Annotated in this window: 24 protein-coding genes and 2 pseudogenes; 6 read left to right on the forward strand and 20 right to left on the reverse strand. The window is 37.2% G+C overall.

The window, feature by feature from the left end:
* Window positions 1–29: 29 nt before the first annotated feature.
* Both JCM14932_RS06590 and rpsO read right to left on the reverse strand, forming a co-directional pair.
* The gene (locus JCM14932_RS06590; protein ID WP_025024193.1) at window positions 30–1,727 is read right to left on the reverse strand and encodes a ribonuclease J; all 1,698 of its coding nucleotides are present in this window, start codon (window positions 1,725–1,727) and stop codon (window positions 30–32) included.
* Window positions 1,728–1,913: 186 nt separating this feature from the next.
* Window positions 1,914–2,183 (reverse strand): 30S ribosomal protein S15, encoded by a 270-nt coding sequence (gene rpsO, locus JCM14932_RS06595; RefSeq protein ID WP_025024194.1) that lies wholly within the window; start codon window positions 2,181–2,183, stop codon window positions 1,914–1,916.
* A gap of 217 nt (window positions 2,184–2,400) precedes the next feature.
* Here rpsO and rpsT point away from each other — a divergent pair, with 217 nt between their 5' ends.
* Window positions 2,401–2,649 carry a 30S ribosomal protein S20 gene (rpsT, locus tag JCM14932_RS06600; protein WP_025024195.1) on the forward strand — a complete coding sequence of 83 codons (249 nt, stop codon included), beginning with the start codon at window positions 2,401–2,403 and terminating at the stop codon, window positions 2,647–2,649.
* Window positions 2,650–2,754: 105 nt separating this feature from the next.
* On the opposite strand, the gene holA is transcribed toward rpsT, so the two are convergent.
* The 18 genes and pseudogenes from holA to JCM14932_RS06685 all read right to left on the reverse strand — a co-directional run bounded on the left by holA (window position 2,755) and on the right by JCM14932_RS06685 (window position 20,591).
* Complete coding sequence (gene holA / locus JCM14932_RS06605; protein ID WP_025024196.1) at window positions 2,755–3,768, reverse strand: DNA polymerase III subunit delta; 1,014 nt, start codon at window positions 3,766–3,768, stop codon at window positions 2,755–2,757.
* Entirely contained in the window at window positions 3,743–5,830 is a 2,088-nt protein-coding gene (locus JCM14932_RS06610) for a DNA internalization-related competence protein ComEC/Rec2 (RefSeq protein WP_025024197.1), read from the reverse strand. The genes holA and JCM14932_RS06610 overlap by 26 nt, the downstream gene beginning before the upstream one ends.
* A gap of 172 nt (window positions 5,831–6,002) precedes the next feature.
* Window positions 6,003–6,647 (reverse strand): helix-hairpin-helix domain-containing protein, encoded by a 645-nt coding sequence (locus JCM14932_RS06615; protein ID WP_034542767.1) that lies wholly within the window; start codon window positions 6,645–6,647, stop codon window positions 6,003–6,005.
* A 64-nt stretch (window positions 6,648–6,711) separates the two neighbouring features.
* A complete protein-coding gene (locus JCM14932_RS06620) occupies window positions 6,712–7,761 on the reverse strand; it encodes a SepM family pheromone-processing serine protease (RefSeq protein WP_025024199.1) in 1,050 nt (349 codons plus the stop codon).
* A 5-nt stretch (window positions 7,762–7,766) separates the two neighbouring features.
* Window positions 7,767–7,997, reverse strand: coding sequence for a nucleotidyl transferase family protein (locus JCM14932_RS17050; RefSeq protein ID WP_051528075.1), 231 nt, complete (start codon window positions 7,995–7,997; stop codon window positions 7,767–7,769).
* Window positions 7,994–8,257 carry an adenylyltransferase/cytidyltransferase family protein gene (locus tag JCM14932_RS17055; RefSeq protein WP_051528076.1) on the reverse strand — a complete coding sequence of 88 codons (264 nt, stop codon included), beginning with the start codon at window positions 8,255–8,257 and terminating at the stop codon, window positions 7,994–7,996. The genes JCM14932_RS17050 and JCM14932_RS17055 overlap by 4 nt, the downstream gene beginning before the upstream one ends.
* A 1-nt stretch (window position 8,258) precedes the next feature.
* Window positions 8,259–8,810 carry a 16S rRNA (guanine(966)-N(2))-methyltransferase RsmD gene (gene rsmD, locus JCM14932_RS06630; protein WP_025024200.1) on the reverse strand — a complete coding sequence of 184 codons (552 nt, stop codon included), beginning with the start codon at window positions 8,808–8,810 and terminating at the stop codon, window positions 8,259–8,261.
* A 7-nt stretch (window positions 8,811–8,817) separates the two neighbouring features.
* The gene (locus tag JCM14932_RS06635) at window positions 8,818–9,090 is read right to left on the reverse strand and encodes a YlbG family protein (protein WP_025024201.1); all 273 of its coding nucleotides are present in this window, start codon (window positions 9,088–9,090) and stop codon (window positions 8,818–8,820) included.
* A 16-nt stretch (window positions 9,091–9,106) separates the two neighbouring features.
* Window positions 9,107–10,261: an FtsW/RodA/SpoVE family cell cycle protein gene (locus tag JCM14932_RS14780; RefSeq protein ID WP_034542769.1), complete on the reverse strand. Its 1,155-nt coding sequence runs from the start codon at window positions 10,259–10,261 to the stop codon at window positions 9,107–9,109.
* Between the two features lie 331 nt (window positions 10,262–10,592).
* Window positions 10,593–12,443: a translational GTPase TypA gene (gene typA, locus JCM14932_RS06645; RefSeq protein ID WP_235700543.1), complete on the reverse strand. Its 1,851-nt coding sequence runs from the start codon at window positions 12,441–12,443 to the stop codon at window positions 10,593–10,595.
* A gap of 71 nt (window positions 12,444–12,514) precedes the next feature.
* Entirely contained in the window at window positions 12,515–13,300 is a 786-nt protein-coding gene (locus JCM14932_RS06650) for an inositol monophosphatase family protein (protein WP_025024203.1), read from the reverse strand.
* On the reverse strand, window positions 13,281–13,574 hold the full coding sequence (locus JCM14932_RS06655) for a UPF0223 family protein (protein ID WP_025024204.1): 294 nt from the start codon (window positions 13,572–13,574) through the stop codon (window positions 13,281–13,283). The genes JCM14932_RS06650 and JCM14932_RS06655 overlap by 20 nt, the downstream gene beginning before the upstream one ends.
* 91 nt (window positions 13,575–13,665) lie before the next feature.
* Window positions 13,666–15,093 carry a dihydrolipoyl dehydrogenase gene (gene lpdA / locus JCM14932_RS06660; protein ID WP_025024205.1) on the reverse strand — a complete coding sequence of 476 codons (1,428 nt, stop codon included), beginning with the start codon at window positions 15,091–15,093 and terminating at the stop codon, window positions 13,666–13,668.
* A 2-nt stretch (window positions 15,094–15,095) separates the two neighbouring features.
* Window positions 15,096–16,393 (reverse strand): annotated as a pseudogene (locus tag JCM14932_RS14785) (2-oxo acid dehydrogenase subunit E2).
* Window positions 16,394–16,424: 31 nt separating this feature from the next.
* On the reverse strand, window positions 16,425–17,402 hold the full coding sequence (locus JCM14932_RS06670; RefSeq protein ID WP_025024206.1) for an alpha-ketoacid dehydrogenase subunit beta: 978 nt from the start codon (window positions 17,400–17,402) through the stop codon (window positions 16,425–16,427).
* A gap of 2 nt (window positions 17,403–17,404) precedes the next feature.
* Window positions 17,405–18,507: pseudogene (gene pdhA / locus JCM14932_RS14790) on the reverse strand (pyruvate dehydrogenase (acetyl-transferring) E1 component subunit alpha).
* Window positions 18,508–18,655: 148 nt separating this feature from the next.
* On the reverse strand, window positions 18,656–19,654 hold the full coding sequence (locus tag JCM14932_RS06680) for a D-2-hydroxyacid dehydrogenase (protein WP_025024207.1): 999 nt from the start codon (window positions 19,652–19,654) through the stop codon (window positions 18,656–18,658).
* 151 nt (window positions 19,655–19,805) lie between these two features.
* On the reverse strand, window positions 19,806–20,591 hold the full coding sequence (locus JCM14932_RS06685) for a hypothetical protein (RefSeq protein WP_025024208.1): 786 nt from the start codon (window positions 20,589–20,591) through the stop codon (window positions 19,806–19,808).
* A 175-nt stretch (window positions 20,592–20,766) separates the two neighbouring features.
* On the opposite strand from JCM14932_RS06685, the gene def reads away from it, so the two are divergent.
* The 5 genes from def (at window position 20,767) to JCM14932_RS17065 (ending at window position 24,448) form a co-directional block, all read left to right on the forward strand.
* Window positions 20,767–21,327, forward strand: a complete 561-nt coding sequence (gene def / locus JCM14932_RS06690; RefSeq protein WP_025024209.1) for a peptide deformylase — start codon at window positions 20,767–20,769, stop codon at window positions 21,325–21,327.
* Window positions 21,328–21,493: 166 nt separating this feature from the next.
* Entirely contained in the window at window positions 21,494–21,706 is a 213-nt protein-coding gene (locus JCM14932_RS06695; protein ID WP_025024210.1) for a DNA-directed RNA polymerase subunit epsilon, read from the forward strand.
* Between the two features lie 3 nt (window positions 21,707–21,709).
* Window positions 21,710–23,401: a ribonuclease J1 gene (gene rnjA, locus JCM14932_RS06700; protein ID WP_025024211.1), complete on the forward strand. Its 1,692-nt coding sequence runs from the start codon at window positions 21,710–21,712 to the stop codon at window positions 23,399–23,401.
* Between the two features lie 100 nt (window positions 23,402–23,501).
* Window positions 23,502–23,957, forward strand: coding sequence for a diacylglycerol/lipid kinase family protein (locus JCM14932_RS17060; RefSeq protein WP_235700544.1), 456 nt, complete (start codon window positions 23,502–23,504; stop codon window positions 23,955–23,957).
* 56 nt (window positions 23,958–24,013) lie between these two features.
* Entirely contained in the window at window positions 24,014–24,448 is a 435-nt protein-coding gene (locus JCM14932_RS17065) for a diacylglycerol/lipid kinase family protein (protein WP_235700545.1), read from the forward strand.
* Window positions 24,449–24,464 lie beyond the last annotated feature (16 nt).

Genomic DNA, 24,464 nt, shown 5'->3' on the forward strand with positions numbered 1-24,464 from the left:
TTTATAATAAAAGATCGACCGAGGTCGACCTATTTTTTGGATTTTCTATGTCTGTTTTGATTTACTTCCATGATCACTGGCAAAATCACTGGGTGGCGATTTGTTTGTTCATATAAGAAATGATTCAACTTATCACGAACACCTTGTTTCAAATCTGACCAATCGAAGTCTTTGCTGTTTTGAAGATAATCAACGATCGTATCTACAATAATATCTGAACTTTCGCTTAACAGGTCTCTGCTAGCTCTCATATAGACGAAGCCACGTGCAGTGATCTTAGGCTTTGCAACGACTTTTTTCTTTTTACGATCAATTGTAGCAACAGCGATGAAAACACCGTCCTCAGCTAATAATTCACGATCACGGAGAACAATACTTCCAATGTCACCTACTCCAATACCATCAATCATCGTATCTCCGGCGTCAACACCTTTACCAAGATAAAATTGACCATTTTCGTAGTTTAAAACATCACCTTTTTTAGTTAGGAAAATGTTTTGATATGGAATACCAGTTTCATGTGCAATACGAGCATGTGCATCAAGTAAACGATACTCACCTTGAACTGGAACAACATTTTCTGGTGTTAACAAGTTGATCATCAATTGTAGGTCTGACTTGTTAGCATGACCTGAAGAGTGCTTCTCATCACCTAGAGACTTAACTTCAGCACCTGTACGATAAATTGCATCACGAGTTTTAGCAAATGTTGTATCCATTGCATGTGAAGGAGTTGTAGCGATAAATACTAAATCGCCTTCTTCAATTTGGAACTTAGTCTTAGAAGCAGGATTAGCCATCTTTTGAAGCAGCTTGATAGGTTCACCCATACGACCAGTTTCAATGATCACCAATTTACTTTGGTCAATATCTTTTAATTCCTTTGAAGTTACAAGTAAGTCCTTGTTGTTGATCTTCAAGTAGCCAAGTTTCATAGCTGTCTTCAAAATCTTTTCAGCATCGGTACCAGACAAGTATACTCGATGATTTGTCTTATCAGCAGCATCCATTACTTGTTGCATTCTTTGAATGTTTGAAGCAACTTGTGCTACGACGATACGACCGTTGTGATAACTGAAAGTATCCAAGATATACTCATAAATATCACGTTCACTTGAATTCTCATATGGGGATTCGGCATTGGCTGAATCACTCAACAATGCAAGAACTCTTTCACTACCAATTTTAGCAATTCTAGCATAATCAGTCTTATATGTAGAAACTGCGGCTTGATCAAATTTGAAATCACCAGTATAAACGATTTGTCCTTCAGATGTTTTCACGTCAATACCTAGAGAACCAGGGATCGAGTGAGTTGTCTTGAAGAATGATACAGTTGCTTCATCAAAATCAATTGCTGTATTCTCATCGATAACATGAAAATTATCAAACTTCTTGCTTCTATTATCATTAGAACAAACGATTCTAGCCAATTCGATAGTCATTTCTGAACCGAATACTGGAATATCGTAGTCACCAATCAAGTATGGCAAAGCACCAATAGCATCAGCATGCCCATGTGATAAGAAAATACCGACAACCTTGTCGATGTTATTCTTGATATAAGTCATATCAGGAACAACAACATCAATTCCGTATAAATCATTGTCTGGATATTGTAAACCAATATCTAGAATATAAATTTCGTCGTTAACTTCAACAGCATACATATTTTTTCCATTTTCACGTACACCACTCAAAACGACAATTTTAATTTTTTTGCTCATCTTTTCATCTCTCATTTCATATAAATAGCATAGATCATAATATTTGATTTTGATTTTTTAAGTCACTGATTAAAAGTAGACTACTTGAGCTATACCTAGCATTTATTCTATCACACCATAATGCAATAATGAAATTAAGTAAAAAAAATAGGAGGCTCCCAATGGGAACCTCCTAACAGCCGAATATTAACGACGTAGACCAAGTGATTGGATCAAATCACGGTAACGTTGAACATCGTTATCTCTAAGATATTTAAGTAAGTTACGACGGTGACCAATCTTCTTCAACAAACCAACATATGAATGGTGGTCTTTCTTGTTAACTTTCAAGTGATCGTTTAATGAGTTAATATCGTATGTAAGAACAGCAATTTGTACTTCTGGAGAACCAGTGTCTCCTTCTTTACGAGCGTATTGCTTGATAATTTCTGTTTTCTTTTCTTTTGAAATAGCCATTTCATTCACCTTTTCCTATAAAATTTAGCCACACTATGCAAGACGTTGGTGAATCGCCTAACAGAGCATGGTTAACACAATTAAATAATTTACTACATTTTTCATTATTTTTCAAGTCCTGTAAAAAAAATCAAACTATTTATTGCATTGAAAGTACCGATTGGGTATAATTCTATGTATTGAGTTTAAGTTTACTAGGTAATCGGAGGTGACATCTATGCCACAAATTAAATCAGCAATCAAGCGTGTTAAGCAACAAGAAAAGGCTAATGTTCGTAATACTTCACAAAGAAGTGCAATGCGTTCAGCTGTTAAGAACTTTGAAACATCAGCTGCTAACAACGCCGACAACAAGGAAGATATGTTCCGTACAGCAGTTCGTGCAATTGATATGGCCAAATCAAAAGGTCTTATCAAAGCTAACAAGGCTGCTCGTGACAAGTCAAGACTTGCTAAGATGAACTAATTAATCAGTAAATTAATATAAGCGACTATGTGTTGCTTATTTTTTTGCCCAAAATATCCCTTTGCTACTAACGATATGTTAGCAACAAAGGGATATTCTTGTTTTCTATGCAAATTTAGCAATAAAAAGATCAAAAAGTAATTCTTTATCACCCTGACCCGATTTAATTTGATAATCCAAATTGACTATTGCGTCAAACATCTCAGTTAATTGTGATGGCTTTAAGTTTCGAGATTGTTTAAGAGTCATTTTCACCCGATAAGGATGTATTTTTAGATTCTTAGCAATCGTAGCTTCCGTCAATCCTCTCCCACTTAGTACTTTTGTTTGGATCAAAGTCCGTAATTGTGACATGATTATTGCCACCAGAAGTATCGGATCAATTTTTTGCAATAAAAATTGATGATACAACTCTTCGGCCTGATAAACATTCTTACTTAGAATTTGATTCATCAATTCAAAAACATTATCATCCAAACTTTGTGGAACTAACTCATTGACAGCTTTTGCATCAATCTTTTTAGTCTGCATCGCATATAGCTTCAGCTTGTCCATTTGATTGATTATCTGCGAATAGTTAGCTTTGGTTTTATTGACCAGTATTTCCAAAGCATCATTATCAATTTGGTAACCATCAGTTCTTAAGTTCTCTCTAATTGTTTTTACCAAAAAATGACTTTCCATTTGACTAGCATCAACATTGGTTGCCAATTTTTTTAATTGTTTAACAATCTTTTTACGCGAATCCAGTTTTGGATATGTCGCAAAAATCACTAGTATTGTTGAGGGCGTAGGATTCTGAATATATCTTGTCAGTAAATCCACATTTTGATCAACTGAACTTTTAATTCGTTCAGATGTCAAAAAATACGGTCTCTCTGCAAAAACCAGCCTACGTTCACCGAAAAAAGGCGCTGAAATTGCTTCATTGATCAAGTCATCCAATGAGACTTCCTCTAAATCAAAATTAGAAAAATTCATATCTCTTTCTTCTGGTAACAATAAATTTTTAAAAGTTTCTTGAATATCTTTAATAAAAACCTGTTCATCACCGGTTACAAAATAAACATTATCAATTTTATTAGAATTTAAATTACTTTTTAACTCTGCTATCTTCAACTACTTCACCCTTTAAAAAAGTTGATATTCCATTCTTGTGGCTAAATGGATAATAATACCAAACAATCATACCATAATCAGCCGTGTTCAAATGTTCAACGTGATTTTTGTCTAAAACATCGATTGTTTCTTTGTTAGGGTGACCGTATCGATTGTTAACTCCTGCAGAAATCAGTGCCAATTTGGGATCGATGTACTTAATAAACGCGTCACTACTAGAAGTCTTAGAACCATGATGTCCAACTTTTAAATAGTCGACTTTGAAACTCTGATCGGCAATTATTTTTCGTTCTCCTTCTATATCCAAATCGCCAGTAAACAACCACTTACTTCCATTAATATTGGCCAGCAACGTCAGTGAATCGCCATTTTCTCCAATCGATTTTACTTTTGGCCACAATACATTCCAATTTATCTTCCCAGCTACAAACTTGTCACCGGTTTTTAACTTATTAAATCTTATCTGGGGATTGTTTGCCATCAATTCAACAATAATTTTGTTTTGTTCTAATCCAGTTCCAAAATTAATTTCTTTAACCGGAAACTTATCAACTAATTTATTTAAATTACCAATATGATCCACGTCCTTATGTGATAAAAATACTTTGTCGATTTTACTTATGCCTTGGCGCTTCAAATATGGAATCGTCGAGGTCTCAACCTGTGTTAATTGCTCTCGTTTTTGCCAATCCTTTTTTGGAAAACCCAGCTTGCCACCAGTATCGATCAAATAAGTTCTTCGATGGATCGGTGTGGTTACTAAAATACTGTCACCTTGACCAACATCGATAATAGAGACTCTACCTTGAATCGGATACTTATTGAATAATATACATATCGACAGAATTGAAACATACAGGACTAAATATTTACTTTTCAACTGCTTTGTTTCAGCAATAAACAAGCTCAAGACTATCAAAGTAAAGATGACTAATAATGGAATGGTTCCCGTTACAAATAAATAATCATTATTACTAGCAACTGTATTTATGAATGAATAAAGTTTTTCAAATAATAAATCAATCATTTGCCAAATAGGCGCATTAACCGTGAAAGCCGAAATAATGGTAATTGGTAAAATTATATAAGTAAATATAGGAACAAAAATTATATTTGCTAGCAGAATCAACCAACTGAACTGAAAAGTGAAATAAATTATTATTGGTAAACTTACCAAGTTCATCTTAATAGTGTTCATTATCAGTCGTGAATCATACAAAAATAATAATGCTAATGACAATAAGAAACTTAACTGGCCACCCATATCCATCATTGAAAAGGGATTGATGAATAAACAAATTATGGCTGTAATGCCGAACACGTCTAGCTTGCTAAGTGTTATATCAAACTTATGCAAACTGATTCCAACAATTGATAATATAATGGCTCGCCATATACCTGGCTTAGAACCAACTAATACTGCATAGATTGGCAGAATAACCAACATAAAAGTATCAATCGTCTCCCTCGTTATCTTCAAACATGAACATATTTTTCTCAAGATAGACAGCAGGATCAATACATGAAGCCCTGACAAACTAAATAGATGTATTACTCCCAATATACTTAAGTTATGTAAAAAGTTAGGTTCCTCATTTGTGTTATAACCCAATATCAGACTATCAGCATGAATTCTTAGCCACTTTGGAAGTTGTGAGAATCTTTTTATTAAATGTATTCGTGAAACATTTATCTTATCATTAAATGTCAAATTTACTTTAGGACTGATAAAAATAATTTCATCAATATTAATACTATATTTTATTTTATGATGTTCCAAATATGGAGCGTAATCGAATTCACCGGGATTTCTAGGTGAATTTATTTTTTCGATTTTTTTAACCTTTATCTTCGCAACACTTATATTATCAAGTTTTTGCCACAACAACTTTTCATTCTGACTCTTAATTCGATAAAAAAACTTGTATTCATATCCATCATAACTGCCTGTCCCACTTAACAAATCACCAGACACTTTGATTTTATCTGGACTAATCACCAATTCATCAATATTATGTGGTGGATCATCGGGTATCTTAGCTAGTTGAGTATATCCTGCCAATATCATCCCCACAAAAAACGACAAAAATAAAATTTTGATGTTTTGTAAAAATAGAATCCGTAAAATGACCGCCATCAACAAGAATATCAAGAGATAATTGTTATTAAAAATTATTGCGACTACTAAACAACCAACGATGGCTGGAAATATCAATAAATCTCTCATCATTTAATTACACCGTTAACTGATCACGCAGAGATTCCAAAGTCTTATCACCGATTCCTGAGACCTTAGTCAAATCCTCTAAATTGGCAAAATTTCCATTTTGAGTGCGATAATCAATAATTTTTTCTGCCTTCTTAGGACCGATTCCCGAAACTTTTTGAAAATCTTCGACAGTAGCAGTATTTATATTCACCTTGGCATTATCGGATCCAGTATTTGGACTGGGCATATTTGGAGTAACAGTTGTATTTGCCGATTCACCAATTTTAGGTACAATGATCTGCATTTGATCCGTTAATCGTTGTGCTTGATTGATCAGTCTAACATCAGCAACATCAGTCAATCCGCCTGCTTTACCAATCGCATCTTGAACAATTGCATTAGCCTTAAAGCGATAAACACCAGGAACTTTGACCGCTCCCTGGATATCCACGACAACCTCATCACTCTTTGGATTCGTCTTAGCTTCCTTTTTAGCAATTGGTTTCTCCTTAACGTCCGAATTCTCTAGTTGATTTTCTACTTTAATCGCAGAATCAGCGTGATGGGCGGGTGTTGAATTCAACATATGGAACACACCAAATCCCGCTATACCTACAATCAGAGCCACTAATATTTTATTTTCAAACATATAATCCAAAATCTTATCCATTTTAATCACCTCTTAAAAAATTACGCAAAAAAAGACTCAGATTTTTAATCTGAGTCTTAATTAATTATTTCGAGGTTTTTTCAAGATAATTCAACGCATCATTTAAGTTCTTAACTGGTACGATTTTCATCTTAGTATGAATCTTCTTAGCCGCACGTTTAGCCAAATGATAGTTATTGACATACGTTGGATCATATTTTTTAATCAACTTAGTTACAGGATCATCTGGAGCAAAGAATACTGTAGCCCCTTCTTGTGAAGCAGCATAAACCTTCTTCTCGATCCCGCCAATAGGACCAACTGTCCCGTCAGGTGCAATAGTTCCCGTACCAGCGATAGTTCTTCCATTCTTCAAGTCCTTATTAGTAACTTGAGAATAAACTTGAAGCGTGAACATCAAACCGGCAGACGGTCCACCAATATCTCCAGCATTGATCTTCGTAGGAGGATTACCTTTGGCTTCAGTGTTATCAGTCAAAGTAATTCCCAAGCCGTAACGCTTAGTCTGTTTAAGTTTCACTAGACCGTCCGTAACAGACTCCTTCTTACCATCACGCAAGAAATCAATCTTAACTTTAGAGTCTCTTTTTTGTTTCTTAACATACTTGATAAATTGATCTGAATTTTTAAATTTATATCCATTAATAGATGTAATCGTATCACCAATCTGCAACTTACCTTTAAACTTAGAGTTATCCATAACTTCCATTACATAGACGCCCAGATACTTCTTAGTAAAAGGTTTCCCAGCAGCTGAGTACGCCGCCTGAACAGCATTATTCGTGGCAGACTTCATATAATACTGTTGCACTCGGAAGTACTCTTGACTATTTTCATCACCCATTAAGTCTTCTTTGGAGTAAATAGTCTCAAAATCATTTCCCATTGATTTCAACATGGTAAACAATGATCCAGGAACAATTCCCACGGTTGTCAGTAAGAAGTCACCTTTTTTCTTATCATGCTTGCCATCAACTTTTACAAATTGAGACGTAGCCTCAGCACTACCTGGAACTTCCAGGTAATAACCAGTCGGCATGACGAAGAAAGCAACTACCATGACAAAAATAAAAATACCACCAATTATTTTGTTTCTGGTTTTATTAAATTTCAATTGACCTAATCCTTCCGCAATCGTTTTGTCAATTCAGTTGCTACTGCTTGTGGTACAAGATGGGAAATATTCCCATTGAATTTTGCAACTTCTTTTATCATTGATGAGGATATATTAGCATACTTCGAATCAGCTAATAAAAATATTGTTTCAATATCATCATCCAAAACTTTGTTTACCGCAGCAATACCAGCTTCGTAGACGAAGTCATCCCCACTACGCATTGATCTGATCAAGAAATCGGCGTGGTACTCCTCAGCAACTTAGTAGTCAACTGACCATTGCCATCGATCACTTCGACATTAGACAAGTCGGTGATCTCATCTTCAATGAACTTTTTCTTTTCTTCATAGGTAAACATGTAATTCTTTGAAGTATTAGTCATAGTCGCAACGATCAACTTATCAAATAACTTGGAAGAACGACGGATAATGTCTAAATGCCCATTTGTTACCGGATCAAAACTTCCAGCATAAATTCCAACTCTATCTGTCATGCTAACCTCCAAATCTATACATTGCTACTTTTGTGTCTTTATAATTCTTTTCTTTGATCAAACTGACTTTATCAAAATCACTCAGATCAACATCATAATCAGTTTCATCGATAATTATGGCATTATCATCCAACAAATCGTTTTCAACCATATCCTTGATGATCTGCTCAGTGATCTTCATACGATAAGGTGGGTCTAAGAACACTAGATCGAACTTAACGCCATCTTCGGCGAACTTCTTCAATGCTTCAGTAGCCGCAGATTTTGTAATGACAAACTGGTCTGAGCCATGCGTCTTCTCGACATTTTCTTTGATCGTATTAATAGCCTTATAGGCCTTATCGACCAGATAAGCCTTCTCGTATCCACGGGAGACTGCTTCAATACCCAGGCTTCCCGTTCCAGCAAACAGATCCAGAGCTTTACCATATTGCATATATGGTGAAATCATACTGAAGACAGCCTCTTTGACCTTGGCTGAAGTTGGTCGTGTATTATTTCCGGGAACGGGCTTCAAATTCAGACCGCCAAATTTTCCAGATACTACTTTCATCTAACAATTACTCCTCTAAATTATCTCTTTTATCTGCATCGCTTTTTAGGACATAATGTTCATCCAATTCCTTGCGATGTGCCATCGTTACTCGCTTAACGTAATTCTTAGAGATCAACTCTTTTTTTACTTCCGCAGCACGACTCGAATTCACATATATCAAGATATACTTCATCTTGGGTGAAACATAATGGATTGTGCCAAAATGTTGCAGTTTTTTCTTCCATTTCATTGAGTAGACCCAGACATACATTGCCTGACGCTCAACCTTTTTATACATAAAATCACCTTAGTTCTTATTTATTAAATAATTCAGTTGCTTCCAAGTTCATTACGATTCCCATTGCTGCAGACAATATCAACAAACTCGAACCACCATAGCTGATAAATGGCAATGTAACACCAGTTAACGGTATCAAGCCCAATAGTCCACCAACATTCAAAACGATTTGTGCTAACAACATTACTGCTACACCGTAATAGACTAATGAATTATATGTATTCTTAGTTCTCATTCCTAACAAGATTATTCTAAAAACAATCAATGCCAAGAGTCCTAGAACTATAATATCTCCAAACAATCCTAATTCTTCACTAATTATTGCCAAAATAAAATCAGTATGTGGTTCAGGCAAATATCCACGCTTCTGAATACTGTTTCCTAATCCAACACCAAACAGTCCACCATTACTGATGGCATAGAACGAATTGACCAGCTGATTACCAGCAGTCTGTTCCAGTTTGAACGGATGTAACATTGCCATAAAACGTTGGAATTGATACTTCTTAACAATTGCCGCTGGTTGAACTTTTAAAATAAAAGTTATTGCTGATGTTAATACAACGATCAAAAGTGAATTCAATCCAACGATAAAGCGACCTGGTATAGATGATGACGAAACTAAGATTAACGTGATCAAGCTCAAAATAGCTGCACCACCAAAGTCAGGTTGAATAATAACTAGAAAGATAACTAGTGCCACAATTAGAATGGGTACTTGGATCTCTTTCCAAAGTGTCTTAAATGATTGCTTCTCCAATAATTTAGATTCCTTGTTGGTCAACACTAACGCCAAGTAGAGTATCAGAGCCATTTTAGCCATTTCTAGTGGTTGATAGTTAAACGGACCTATGGGAATCCACGCAGATGCACCATTGATCTTCTTACCAAACAGCAATAACCCTATTAATGGCAAAATCACTAAGAACAGCATCAGCAAACCTAACAAACCTTTGTTCTTAAACACCCGTTCTTTTAGCATAAAAAAGAAAAAGCAAAAGACTAATCCAAAGAGCGCAAAAACTCCCTGTTTAACTAAATATTGGCTCGAACTACCACCAGTGGACATTGCATTATAAAAGCTGGCAGAGTATACCATAACAACACCAATACCTAGAAGGAGAATATACGGAATCAAAATCCATAAATCTATTTTCCTTAATTTTTCCACATTTTTACTCCTAAAATCTAATACTAAGATTATACCACTGATGAAACTGTTAACACTATACGTCAACACTATAAGATAGCACAAAAAAATAGTACTAAAAAAGCTGCCAGTCCGTTTGGATTTGGCAGCTTTTTGAATTTTTGATTGATTAGATGTGTTTTATTCAAAACGAGTTGCACAAAGCAACTTCCTGCGCTTTGTTCCACTCTCTACAAAACGCGCTTATGAAAGGCAAAACACTCCGCTTACTACGATTATCGATTGCACCAACTACGTTGGCACCATCAATAATCTAGGTAATGCTCATGTTTTTAATACCTTTCAACACGCTCTAAGCCTTCTTAGACATCTTTCTTTGCTTGTCATACTTCTTACGTTCGTTTGTGCTTAAAATCTTCTTACGTAATCTAACGCTCTTAGGTGTTACTTCACAGAGTTCGTCATCGTTTAGGAATTCGATTGATTGTTCTAGTGACATTTCCTTAGGAGTCTTGATTGCAGCAGCGTGATCTTTACCAGAAGCACGAGTATTTGTAAGGTTCTTACCTTTTGTAACAGTAACAGCGATATCTTGATCACGGTTACTTTCACCAACAACCATACCCTCATATACTTCAACACCAGCACCGATGAACAATTGTCCACGGTCTTCTACTGATTGCAAACTATAAGTAGTTGATGGACCTTGGTTGATTGAAACCAAAGCACCAGTTCTTCTACCTGGTTCCCAGTTCTTAACTACTGGCTTGTATTCTTCGAATGTGTGGTTCATGATACCATAACCACCAGTCATTGATAGGAACTCTGTTGAGTAACCGATCAAACCACGTGAAGGTGCTGAGAAGATCAAACGAGTTTGACCATTTCCAGTACTTTCCATGTTCTTCATATCACCTTTTCTTTGTGACATTGAGTCAATAACTGAACCAACGTATTGATCAGGTGTATCGATTGTAACTTCCTCATAAGGTTCGCTGTTTACGCCGTCAACATTCTTGTAAATAACTTCTGGACGAGATAGTTGTAATTCGAAACCTTCACGTCTCATTTCTTCAACAAGGATTGACAAGTGAAGTTCACCACGTCCTGAAACCATCCAAGCACCAGCTTGATCAGTATTCTCAACTTTTAGTGAAACATCAGTGTGTAGTTGTTTTCTTAAACGTTCTTCGATCTTTCTAGCAGTAACTTCTGTACCTTCACGACCAGCGAAAGGCGAGTTGTTTTGTAGGAACATCATTTGTAGTGTAGGTTCATCGATACGTAGCAATGGTAGAGCTTCTTCGTGGTCAACTGGACATACAGTTTCACCAACGTAGATATCTTCCATACCAGAAACAGCAATTAAGTCTCCGGCTTTTGCTTCTTGAACTTCAACACGATCTAGACCTAAGAAACCAAAGATCTTAGTAACACGGAAGTTCTTAGTTGAGCCATCAAGCTTCATAACAGTAACGTTATCACCAATCTTGATTGTTCCTCGGAATACACGTCCAATACCGATACGACCAACATAATCGTTGTAGTCTAGTAGGGCAACTTGGAATTGTAGAGGTTCGTCTGAGTTATCGATAGGAGCAGGAATTGTCTTAAGGATAGTATCAAACAATGGATTCATAGTGTGTTCTTGCTTAGCGGGATCTGAATCGTAACTTGATGTTCCGTTGATAGCTGAAGCATAGATAACTGGGAAGTCTAATTGTGAATCGTCAGCACCTAATTCGATGAACAATTCAAGAACTTCGTCAACAACTTCTTCAGGACGGGCACCTGGTCTATCAATCTTGTTGATAACAACGATTGGTGTAAGGTGTTGTTCCAAAGCCTTCTTCAAAACAAAACGTGTTTGTGGCATTGTTCCTTCATAAGCATCAACAACAAGTAGAACACCATCAACCATCTTCATGATACGTTCAACTTCACCACCGAAGTCAGCGTGTCCTGGTGTATCCAAAATATTGATCTTCTTGCCATCGTAATCAACAGCAGTATTCTTTGAAAGGATTGTGATACCACGTTCCTTTTCGATTGCATTAGTATCCATAGCACGATCTTGAATTTGGTAGTGCTCGCCTAATGTATCTGATTGCTTTAGCATTTCATTAACTAAGGTAGTCTTACCGTGGTCAACGTGGGCAATAATGGCAATATTTCTAATATCTTCTCTTCTTTTTTCAGTCAAAGTATTTCTTCCTTCCATAAACGACAATAATAATCACTTGCAATAAAAAAACTGTGATTGTAATTCACAGTTCAGTCACAATTTTTAACCGTCTTAAGCACTTCAGAAACGACGTTCTGGGTGCCAGCTATTACGACTTGTGATTTTAGCATATTTACAGGGGTATCGTCAACACTTGTGACACTTAAACCTGCACCTTCACACAATACTCGTCCAGCTGCTAAATCCCACGGAGCTAAATATGACATGTACATAACTTCTTTACCTAATAATAAATGTTCAAAAATAATTCCCGCACTACCGTACACTCTAAGGCCACTACTATTCTTCACAACCTCTTGAGTATTAAGATAATTATTAAGTGCCATTGGTGCACTTATATCTATCAAACCGTCAATTAATGCTTTATTCTCTGGTAAATTTATTTTTTCGTTATCACAAAAAATTCCATAATTTGGTCCACCATGAAAAATTTTGTTACGCATAACATCAATGATCCCGCCAATGAACGGTTTACCATCCAAATATACACCGATCATTGAGGCAAAATCATCCCCACGCTTAACAAAATTCATCGTACCATCGATTGGATCAACGAAGAAGACTAATCCATCCATCGACTGAACATCGTCGCCAAAACCCTCTTCACTAACAATGGTAGCTTCAGGATATGCCTCTTTGATCATCGAAACAACAAATTGTTCGGTAGATTTGTCAAAGTTAGTCACCAAATCATTACGATCCTTTTTGGTATCAACTAATTTGTTCTTTGTTGTATCAATAACTAGACTTCGTCCAACTTCACTTAATACTTTAACAACAAATTCATCTATTCCTTTAGTTGTTATTTCCATCATAAATCCTGACTTTCCCATTATTCTTAGTTTTTTGGCTCTGTTTAAATACTTGGTAAATCGAATATCCTGATTCAAACTCAAAATCTTTATCTAATTGTTTCTGTTCCATCTTCATAGGTACTACTTGCTGAAAGGCTCGATACTTCTGTAAGAAATCTTCTCGCTTGATTCCATGCTCATAAGCTGTCTCGACCGCATTATACAATGCGATGACCTTGACGATATCATCCTGATTCCAGTCGCTATTCAATGGATAGCTATAATTTTCTTGCATTAGTATTTTCCCCTTCACCAATAATTCTTTTTCAATACCTCCACTATATCAAAAAAAGCGATGCAATTGCATCGCTTAAGTATTATTAACATTAAATATGTGTAGGATAACCGATCAAGATGTCTGCGGCTTCTTGAATTGGTTCGCCTAATGTTGGATGTGGGTGAATTGTCAATGCAATGTCTTCGGCATTTAGTTGGCAATTTACGGCAACACTCAACTCAGAGATCAAGTCACTTGCACCAGGTCCAACGATTTGTCCACCTAGTAATGTGCCTGTCTCTTTGTCAGCAATTAACTTAACGAATCCTTCAGCAGCATCCAAACTTACAGCACGGGCGTTACCAGCGAATGGGAACTTAGCAACGTTAACTTCGATGCCTTTGTCCTTAGCTTCTGTTTGAGTAATACCAACTGTAGCTAGTTCTGGATCTGTAAAGCAGACTGCAGGAACGCCGATATAGTCGTTCTCTGTATTCTTACCAGAGATTGCGCCAGCAACCGTCTTAGCTTCAAAGAAAGCCTTGTGAGCCAATGCTGGTCCAGCAACGATATCACCAATTGCCCAGATATTGTCAACTGAAGTACGACCTTGCTTGTCTACTTCAACTAAGCCACGGTCTGTAGTCTTGACACTTGTCATTTCTAGACCGAAGTTATCAGTATTTGGACGACGTCCAACAGTTACCATGCAGTAATCTGCTTCGATAGTTGTTGGTTTGCTGTCAATTTCATAAGTAACCTTAACACCATTGTCAGTTTCTTCACTATTCTTAGCCATGGCATTAGTAATAATTGTTACACCTTTCTTTTCAAGGTTCTTCTTAACAATTGATACCATGTCTTTTTCGAAGTTAGGAATGATTTGTGGTGATCCTTCAAGGATAGTTACGTGTGCACCTAAGTCAGCATATGCACCGGCTAATTCTGTACCTACATAACCACCACCGATGATTACAAATTCCTTAGGTACTTCAGGAAGATTCAAACCACCTGTAGAATCAATGACACGTTCACCAAACTTGAATCCACGGATTTCGATAGGACGACTACCAGTAGCCAAAATCAAGTTCTTAAACTTAATAGTTTGGCCGCCACCGTTATCCATGAATTGACGTGGGCCACTTGGCATAACACGTAGTTGTGAATCGTTGTCCAAATATGCTTCACCGTTGATCAATTCAACGTGATGCTTCTTTAACAACATTTCAACACCACTTGTCATACGAGCAACAACTTTTTCGTCTTTCCAAGCTTGTGTCTTAGCGAAGTCAATAACTGCGTCACTTGTAGTAATACCATAAGTTGATGAGTCCTTGGCTTGTTGTAGTCTGTGTCCAGCTGTGATAAGTGCCTTAGAAGGAACACATCCAACGTTTAGACATACACCACCAACTGTATCTGATTTTTCAATAACTGTAACTGATTGTCCTAATTCTGAAGCTCTAATAGCGGCAACATAGCCACCAGGGCCTGAACCAATGATAACAGTATCTTTTTCAATAACATTCTCAGCCATAACTAGCCCTCCATCAGTAACATGTCTGGTTCATGCAATAATTTCTTTAATAGATTCAATGCGTTTTGTGCCAAAGCACCATCGATCAATCTGTGATCGTATGTTAATGAAAGCTTCAACATCTTACCAACTGCGATGTTGCCATCATCATCAACGTATGGTTCATTAGCAATCTTACCAACACCTAGAATAGCAACTTCGGGTTGGTTGATAACTGGTGTAAACCAGCCGCCACCGATTGATCCAACGTTACTAATAGTGATTGAGCCGCCTGACATTGACTTAGCATTTAGCTTGTTGTCATATGCAGCTTGTGTGTTTTCTGTGATTTCTTTGGCAATTTCGAACATACCTTTAGAATCAGCATTCTTAATGTTTGGTACATACAAACCATGTTCAGTGTTTGTAGCAATACCAACATTGTAGTAGTGCTTGTAGACAATTTCATCAGTTGTATTATCAATTGATGCATTGAATTCTGGATATTCTTTCATTACGGCAACCAAAGCTTTAACGATGTAAGGCAAGAATGTTAGTTTGATACCTTTATCAGCAGCAACTGTCTTATACTTCTTACGGTTAGCCATCAATACTGAAACTTCAACGTCATCAAAACTTGTAACGTGTGGAGCGATGTCTTTACTACTACGCATTGCTTTAGCAATAGCTTTTCTAGTCATACTCATCTTTTCACGTGTTTCAAGTTCTGGTTCATCAGACTTGTATGGTTTAACTGCTGGACCGGCTGCTTTTGCGGCTGGTGCTGCAGCAGCTGCAGGTTGTGCACTTGCGGCTGGAGCTCCGGATTTGTATGAATCAACGTCAGCTTTACTGATTTGACCATGCTTACCACTTGGAGTTACTAATGATAGATCAACGCCTTGATCTCTAGCATATTGACGGACTGATGCATTGCCAAATAATCCTTGTTTGCGGAACCAGTTGCCTCTGCGGCTGGAGCTGGTGCTGCTTCAGATTTAGCTTCTTCTGCAGGTGCTGCAGCTGGAGCCTCTTCCTTTGTATCTGCTGCTGGAGCTTCATCATCGTCTCCAGTATCTGGAGAACCATCGTCGATAACGATCAATGTAGCTCCGATTTCTACTGTGTCACCCTCTTGAGCAACAATTTTCTTTACTGTACCTGATACAGGTGAAGGTAATTCTTCAACTGATTTGTCATTTTGGATTTCGACAAGTGAGTCATCCTCTTTAACTGTGTCGCCCTCTTTGACAAGCCAACTAGCGATTTCACCTTCGGCCATTCCTTCGCCTAATTCTGGTAGTTTAAATTTGTAAGCCATGGCTGGTTTCCTTCCTTTCTATCTTAAAACCTTAATAATTAAGAACTTCGTTTACTTTTTCTTCGATCTCATCTGCGCCTGGAATCCAATAATCTTCACTTTGTGCAAATGGGTAAACACTGTTTGGAGCAGCCACTCTACCAACTGGTGCATCAAGCGAAAGTACGGCACCTTCAGCGATTGCTGAAGCAACTTGTGCTCCGACACCCGCAATCTTTTGTGCTTCTTGAACGATTACAACTTTATGAGTCTTTTCAATTGATTTGAAAATTGTTTCAGTATCAATTGGTGAAACTGTTCTTAGATCAATAACTTCAACTGAAATATTCTTATCAGCAAGTTTGTCGGCAACTTTCTTAGCTTCATTAACTTCAGCACCGTAAGCTACGATAGTAATATCATTACCTTCGCGAACAACGTTTGCTTTGTCCAATGGAACTGTATACTTGCCATCAGGAATATCGTCTTTCATTGAACGATATAGCTTTAAGTTTTCCATAAATAAGACTGGGTCATTGTTTTCAACTGATGAAATCAATAGTCCCTTAGCATCGTATGGATTACTTGGCATAACAACACGTAGTCCTGGAGTACCTGTGAAGTAACTTTCCAAGTTATCAGCGTGCATTTCAGCAGTGTGAGTACCACCACCATAAGGTGTACGGATAGTTACAGGAGATGTCTTTTGTCCGTCAAAACGGAAACGCATTCTTGCTTCTTGTCCAACGATTTGATCAACTGCTTCAAATGAGAATCCCATGAATTGGATTTCAGGGATTGGACGCCAACCAGTTAAACCTAAACCAGTAGCTAATCCTAAAATACCTGATTCAGCTAAAGGAGTATCGAAAACACGGTCCTCACCGTATTTGTCTTGAAGGCCTTGTGTGGTTCTAAATACACCACCATTTTTACCAACATCTTCACCGAAGATCAATGTCTTTGGATCGTCTTCCAAGACAATGTCTAGAGCATCAGTGATTGCTTGAATATAGGTTTTCTTTGCCATCTTTACTTCGACTCCTTTGCTTCAAATTTATCAATTTCTTTTTTCATTTCTGGAGTTGGAATTTCAAAGGTACGTTTCAACATATCTGAAACTTTATCAGCAGGTACTGCATCAGCCTCTTTAATAGCTTCCTTAAATGATGCTTTGTATTCGTCAATTAATTTATCTTCTTGTTCTTCTGACCAGAGACCCTTATCTTCAAGAATCTTTCTCAAACGAATAAGTGGATCTTTATCGAACCAAGGTTGTGTTTCTTCCTTTGTTCTGTAACGTTTAGGATCATCACCAGCACTTGAGTGAGCACCATAACGATATGTGAGTGTTTCAATCATTACTGGACCATTACCAGCTACCATGTAATCACGAGCAGCCTTGGCAACCTTGTAACAAGCAAGAATATCCATACCATCAACTTGAACAGAAGGGATACCAGCAGCAACAGCCTTTTGAGCTAATGTTGGAGCAGCAGTTTGCTTCTTACGTGGTGTTGAAATAGCAAATCCGTTATTTTGAACGATGAATAGTGCAGGAACTTGGAATGCTCCAGCGAAGTTCATACCTTCGTAACTATCACCTTGAGAAGTACCACCATCACCTGTATATGTAAATGCGATTGCGTCTTCTTCTTTGTTCTTCTTAATACCCATAGCAACACCGGCAGCTTCGTTGTATGCAGCACCAATAATAATTTGTGGCATCAATGAACGAGCTTGAACTTATTGCCTATTACATGTCCTCTTGACCATAGATATGCCTCAGTAACAGTGGCCCCATGTTGAATTAATTGTGGAACATCACGGTATGCTGGCAACAAATAATCTTGATCCTTCATTGCCAATACAGTCCCCATCTCAGATGCTTCTTCACCCTCAGTAGGTGCATAAAATCCCATACGTCCTTGACGTGAGAAGTTCATTGTCTGATTGTGCAATGCACGTTCCCAGACCATTTTTTTCATAAATTCTACTAAGTCATCATCAGAAAATGAATTGAAAGCATCTTGATCTATAACTTCAGCGTTTTCATTCAAAATTTGAATTGGCTTTGGTACATTTGTTAAATCATTTTTAATTGCTTCAAAATCAACAATTGGTTCGTTTGCCATTCTCCACAGTCCTTTCATAAAAAACTAACCCTTTGTGAATCTGTAAGGGCTTTCACATAAATTTAGTTTAACATTGATGTGCTAAAAAACAAGGGACTAAAGCCGTTTTCACAAAAAAAATTTTCAGAAAAGTTTGTGAAAATTTTAACTATTTTTCTATGTCGATCTCATTACTAGACGTACCAGTCTTTAACTCATCAATCATCGAGTTCAATGAAATAGTTGCCATATTCTTTACAGCCTTTGTAGTGTAAAAGGCAATATGTGGTGTAAGAATGATTCTTGGGCTCTTAATCAACTTTTCAAGTAGCTTATCTTCTAATTCCTGGTCTGAAACATCGGTATTAAAGATACCTACTTCGTTTTCATACACATCCATTACGGCTCCGTATAATTTACCGTTACCGATTGCATCGTACAGGTCTTGAGTATTGATCAGATCACCACGACCAGTGTTTACAACAATGGCGTCATCCTTCATTTCAGCAATCGTCTTAGCGTTGATCACAGTATTGCCCTTACCCAAACTAGGTAGATGAAGTGTAACCACGTCTGACTGTTTCAGTAACTCATCTAACGTATCCACATACATGCCACGTTTGTCCAATTCATCATTACGATATTTATCGAAGGCAATGACCTTTGCGCCAAATCCTTCGTATATCTTAATTGCTGCGCGACCAATTCTACCAGTACCAGCAACACCAACTGTTAACTGATTCAACTCACGTCCAATATCAGGTGCCCATTCAAAATCATGGTTATCAACTTTACGGATCATATGCTTCAAGTTTCTCAGTAATGCCATTAGACCAGTTACTGAGTACTCAGCGATAGCTTCCGGTGAGTAACTTGGAACGTTGGTCAACTTAATGTCATTCTTACGTAGTGCATCGAAAGGAACGTTGTCAACACCGACATTCCTTAGAGAGATAACATGAATCCCATATTCATTCATCTTGTCAAAGACAACCGGATCATATGGCAATTGTTGGTATGCAACAATGCCGTCAAAACCATTAGCTAGTTCCACTGTTTCTGGCGTCAATAATTCTTGAACGATCTTAACTTCAATATCATTCTCTTTTGACCATTCTTCAATGTACTTTCTTTCGTCATCCCTTACACCGTAATCAATAAGTTTCATAAATGAATCCTCCTAAATGAATTGATTTTTCTGATAGCGCTAACATACAAATTAAAGTTTAGCATGTAATTAAGAATTTTTCCTAACTATTTGAATGTGAAAAAAAGAACAAGGACAGCAATTTGCCCTTGTTCTTTAATCAAAAAAAATTTTAAAATTCACTATTATCGTCATCATTTTGAGAGTTGGAATAACTATATCCGTCATAAAATCCATTATCATAACTGTCTGGGGTGTAATCTGCACCCGCTGGATTGTATCCAAGTGCAATGAACAAAATAAGTATAAAGATAATTGCACCAGATATTATTAAACCAGCAATAAATTCTCCATTAACAATTCTCCAGTTGGAACTGCTAGCATGTTTTTCATTCACACTATACAACATTGGGCGAACCAACTTATCAGATATACTGATCAATGTATCTATCTGCGTGTCAACCGTATTTGTTTTTACACCGTTCATTTTTCCAAAGGTCAGCTTCCAAAACTTATAATCCGTTAAATAAATACTTGAATCTCCAGAAGGAATAAAACCAATTCTCCCCTGATTACGGTACAAGACCAACATACTATCACCGGATCTATCGTCATATTCCTGATTACCACACCACTTTTGTAAAATTTTTGCTGCATACTCATCATTGTACTTAATTCCCAAGTATTGATACATTCTGTCACTGGCATCTGGCCTTTGTGGATCATTATCCAAAATAACCACATATAATCTCTGACGCTTATTTCCCGTTTGTAGCTGATTATTAATATCATTGATCTTGGAATACTGATCCTGGGTCAGAATCTCATGTTGTTCATAAATGTATTCACCAACGTTAGGTCCGTCCATGACTGATGCATGTACACTGACATTTGTAACTATTATTAATAGAAAGAAAAACATTATTTCTCCGACCAGCATATACAATTTCTTTGACATGACTATTCTCCCCTGAACAGTATTATTTTGTTTCATTATATTCCATATAAGGTAAAATGTTGCTGATAAAAAAGTTTTTCTACAATTTACTCAAAATTTTCTGGAAATTAATTTATAATGTAAGTACTTGTACTATTTAATTTACTAAATTCATCAATATATTTTGGAGGAAACTATGTATTTAATGAAAGATATCGTCCGTGATGGCGATCCCGTTTTAAGAAAAGTATCTCAAAAGGTAGCATTTCCATTGAGCGATGAGGACAAAAAGCTTGCCCATGATATGATGGAATACTTGATCAACAGTCAAGATGAAAAATTTGCTGAAAAACACCAATTACGTGCCGGTGTAGGTTTGGCTGCACCACAAGTTGGTGTTTCAAAAATGATGGCTTCTGTCTTAGTACCAAACGAAGAAGAACCTGACAAGCCACTTCTAAAGATTACTTTGATCAATCCTGTTATTGTTAGAAACTCAGTTCAAAACGCTGCTCTATCTGAAGGTGAAGGTTGCCTATCAGTTGATAAAGACGTCCCTGGATTCGTACCTCGTGCTGACCGTATTACTATTGAATACGATGATTTCGACGGCAATCACCAAACATTACGTGTTAGAGATTATCCTGCAATCGTATGTCAACATGAAATCGATCATTTGAACGGTCACTTATACTATGACAAGATCAGCAAAACCGCTCCATTCGACCTCGATCCAAGCACTGTCGTACTCTCATAATTACGCCCATATCAATATACTTAGACCTGTATATATGTTAAAATTATGCTAACTGTTGATATTTCAACCAAATGGACTGGAAAATGCTGAGACGGAACTGACCTGTTTCGTCGATTTTAAAGTAAAATACCGCTGTAATGCGGCTCAATTAAAGGAGAAATTATAAGTGATTTATAAAGTTTTGTACCAAGAAAGTGAACTAGATAACCCCCGTCGTGAATCTACAAAATCAATTTATGTTGACGCCAACTCAAGTATCGAAGTACGTCAAGCTGTCGAAAATAATACGGACTATCATATTGAATTTATTCAAGAACTTGATGAAGAACATCTTGAATATGAACAAAAAAGTCCAGATTACAAACTTACGGAGTTTTAGTTAATGACCGTAAAAGTTAAAAATAATGAAGTTTCCGTTTTTGCCATCGGGGGCCTTGGCGAAATCGGTAAAAATATGTACGGTGTTCAATATCAAGATGAACTTGTCATCATTGACGCCGGAATCAAGTTTCCAGAAGATGAACTTCTAGGTATCGACTACGTAATTTCTGATTACAGTTACCTAGTTGAGAATCAAGATAAGATCAAGGGTCTATTCATCACCCATGGTCACGAAGACCACATTGGTGGTATTCCTTATCTATTGCAACAACTTCCAAACATTCCTGTTTATGCCGGTCCATTAGCTTGTGCATTGATCAATGGTAAGTTGGAAGAACATGGTCTGCTTAAGTCTACTAAGATGAACGTTATCAATGAGGATACTGTTGTTAAGTTTCCTAAGTTGAGCGTTTCATTCTTCAGAACTACCCACTCAATTCCTGATACACTCGGTGTTGCTGTTCACACACCACAAGGTATCATCGTTGAAACTGGTGATTTCAAGTTTGACTTAACACCTGTTGCCGGCTTACCTGCTCCAAATCTACAACGTATGGCCCAACTCGGACAAGAAGGCGTTCTTTGTTTACTATCAGATAGTACAAACGCTGAAATACCAACATTTTCTAAGTCCGAACGTTCAGTTGGTCTAACAATTCATCAAATATTTGAAACAATTCAAGGAAGAATCATCTTCGCTACCTTTGCTTCAAATATCTATCGTGTTTCTCAAGCTGTTGATGCAGCGATGCAACAAGGTAGAAAGATCGCCGTCTTCGGACGAAGTATGGAACAAGCTATCGCCAACGGTCGTGAATTAGGATATCTAAATATCCCTGATGAAATGATTATCGATCCACACGAACTTAACCGTACTCCTGCCAATGAGACTTTGATCCTATGTACTGGATCACAAGGTGAACCACTAGCTGCCTTGAGTAGAATTGCTAACGGTACTCACCGTCAGATCACAATTCAACCTGGTGATACTGTTATCTTCTCAAGTAATCCAATTCCTGGTAACACGATCAGTGTTAACCACTTGATCAACCAACTTTCTGAAGCTGGTGCCGAAGTTATCCATGGTAAGGTAAACAACATCCATGCTTCTGGTCACGGTGGTCAAACAGAACAAGAATTGATGCTTAGATTGATGAAACCTAAGTTCTTCATGCCAATTCACGGTGAATACAGAATGTTGAAGATACATACTGAATTAGCTGAATTGTGTGATGTTCCGATGGATCACTCATTCTTGCTTGAAAATGGTGACGTCTTAGCACTTACAAGTGATTCAGCCAGAGTTGCTGGTCACTTCCCTGCTGGAGATGTGTACGTCGATGGTAAGGGTGTTGGTGATATCGGTAATGTTGTTATCCACGATCGTCAAGTTCTTTCAGAAGAAGGAATGGTCGTTGTTGTAGCAACTATCGATTATCAAAAGCACATCGTCTTAGCTGGTCCTGATATCCTTTCACGTGGTTTCGTCTATATGCGTGAATCCGGTGAATTGATCAACCAAGCACAGAAACGTGTCTTCCATCTCATCAAGAACGCATTTGATGACGATGAAAACAAAGTTACTGAAGCAGCCTTAAAACGTATCATCATTGAAGGACTACAAGAGTTCTTGTACAAACGTACAGCCAGAAATCCTGTCATCTTACCAATGTTGATTTCAACTTCAATTTAAATTTGCAAAAAGCAGATCTTCGGATCTGCTTTTTTTATTGCCTCAAATTAATATTTTGTGATTTAATGGAAACATAGTTGTTTTTTTGAGGGGAAAATTCATGTCAAAAGTTGGTAAACTAGAAATAATTTTAAATGAACGTGCTGGTAATGGTCAATCGATGCAAGCTTGGAAAAAAGTTCAACATTACTTAGACAATATCAATCTTAACTATCAAGTCCACACAACTCGCAGCAATGGAGACGGAGTTAGAATCGCCAAGTACCTGGCTAATAACTTAGAACCATACTCCAGGATCATTGTGCTTGGGGGCGACGGAACACTGAATCAATCATTAAATGGCGTTAAACAATCTAATAATCCTGATACTCCCCTAGGCTATATTCCTGGTGGTTCTGGAAATGATTTCAGTCGTGGCATCAAGATTCGTAAACAAAATCCCACAGTGCTGATCCAAAAGATACTGGCTATGAATGAACCATCCATAATCGACGTCGGTAAAGCACAGTCGCAAGATAACACAAAATACTTCGTCAACAACATTGGTATTGGATAGATGCTTTCACCGTCTACGAGACTAACCACTCAAAAAGAAAAGATTTACTCAACAAAATGAAACTCGGTACATTGGCCTACGTCTCCAGTTTGGTAACAGTTATCAAGAATCAAAACTCATTTCCATTAGACGTCACTGTAAATGGTGAAACAAAGCATTTCGATGATGCCTACATTGTTTCAGCTACTAATCATCCCTACTTTGGTGGCGGTGTAGCCATTGATCCACTAGCGACACCATTCGATCAAAAACTAGACTTGGTGATCGTTCATAAAATATCTGGTTTAACCTTTATTAAATTATTCACTGAATTATTTACCAATGGATCTCACTTGAAAGATAAAAACGTTTGGCATACTCAAGCCGCGACATACCACTTGACCAGTTATGCCCCGGAACACGGGCAAATGGATGGCGAGGAGTTGGGACAACACAATTTTGATATTGATTTTACGGTTGCTCAACACAAATTTTGGATACCATTACACTAAAAGAAGCTTAGTACAC

The sequence above is a fragment of the Companilactobacillus nodensis DSM 19682 = JCM 14932 = NBRC 107160 genome (assembly GCF_000615905.1).
GTDB lineage: Bacteria > Bacillota > Bacilli > Lactobacillales > Lactobacillaceae > Companilactobacillus > Companilactobacillus nodensis.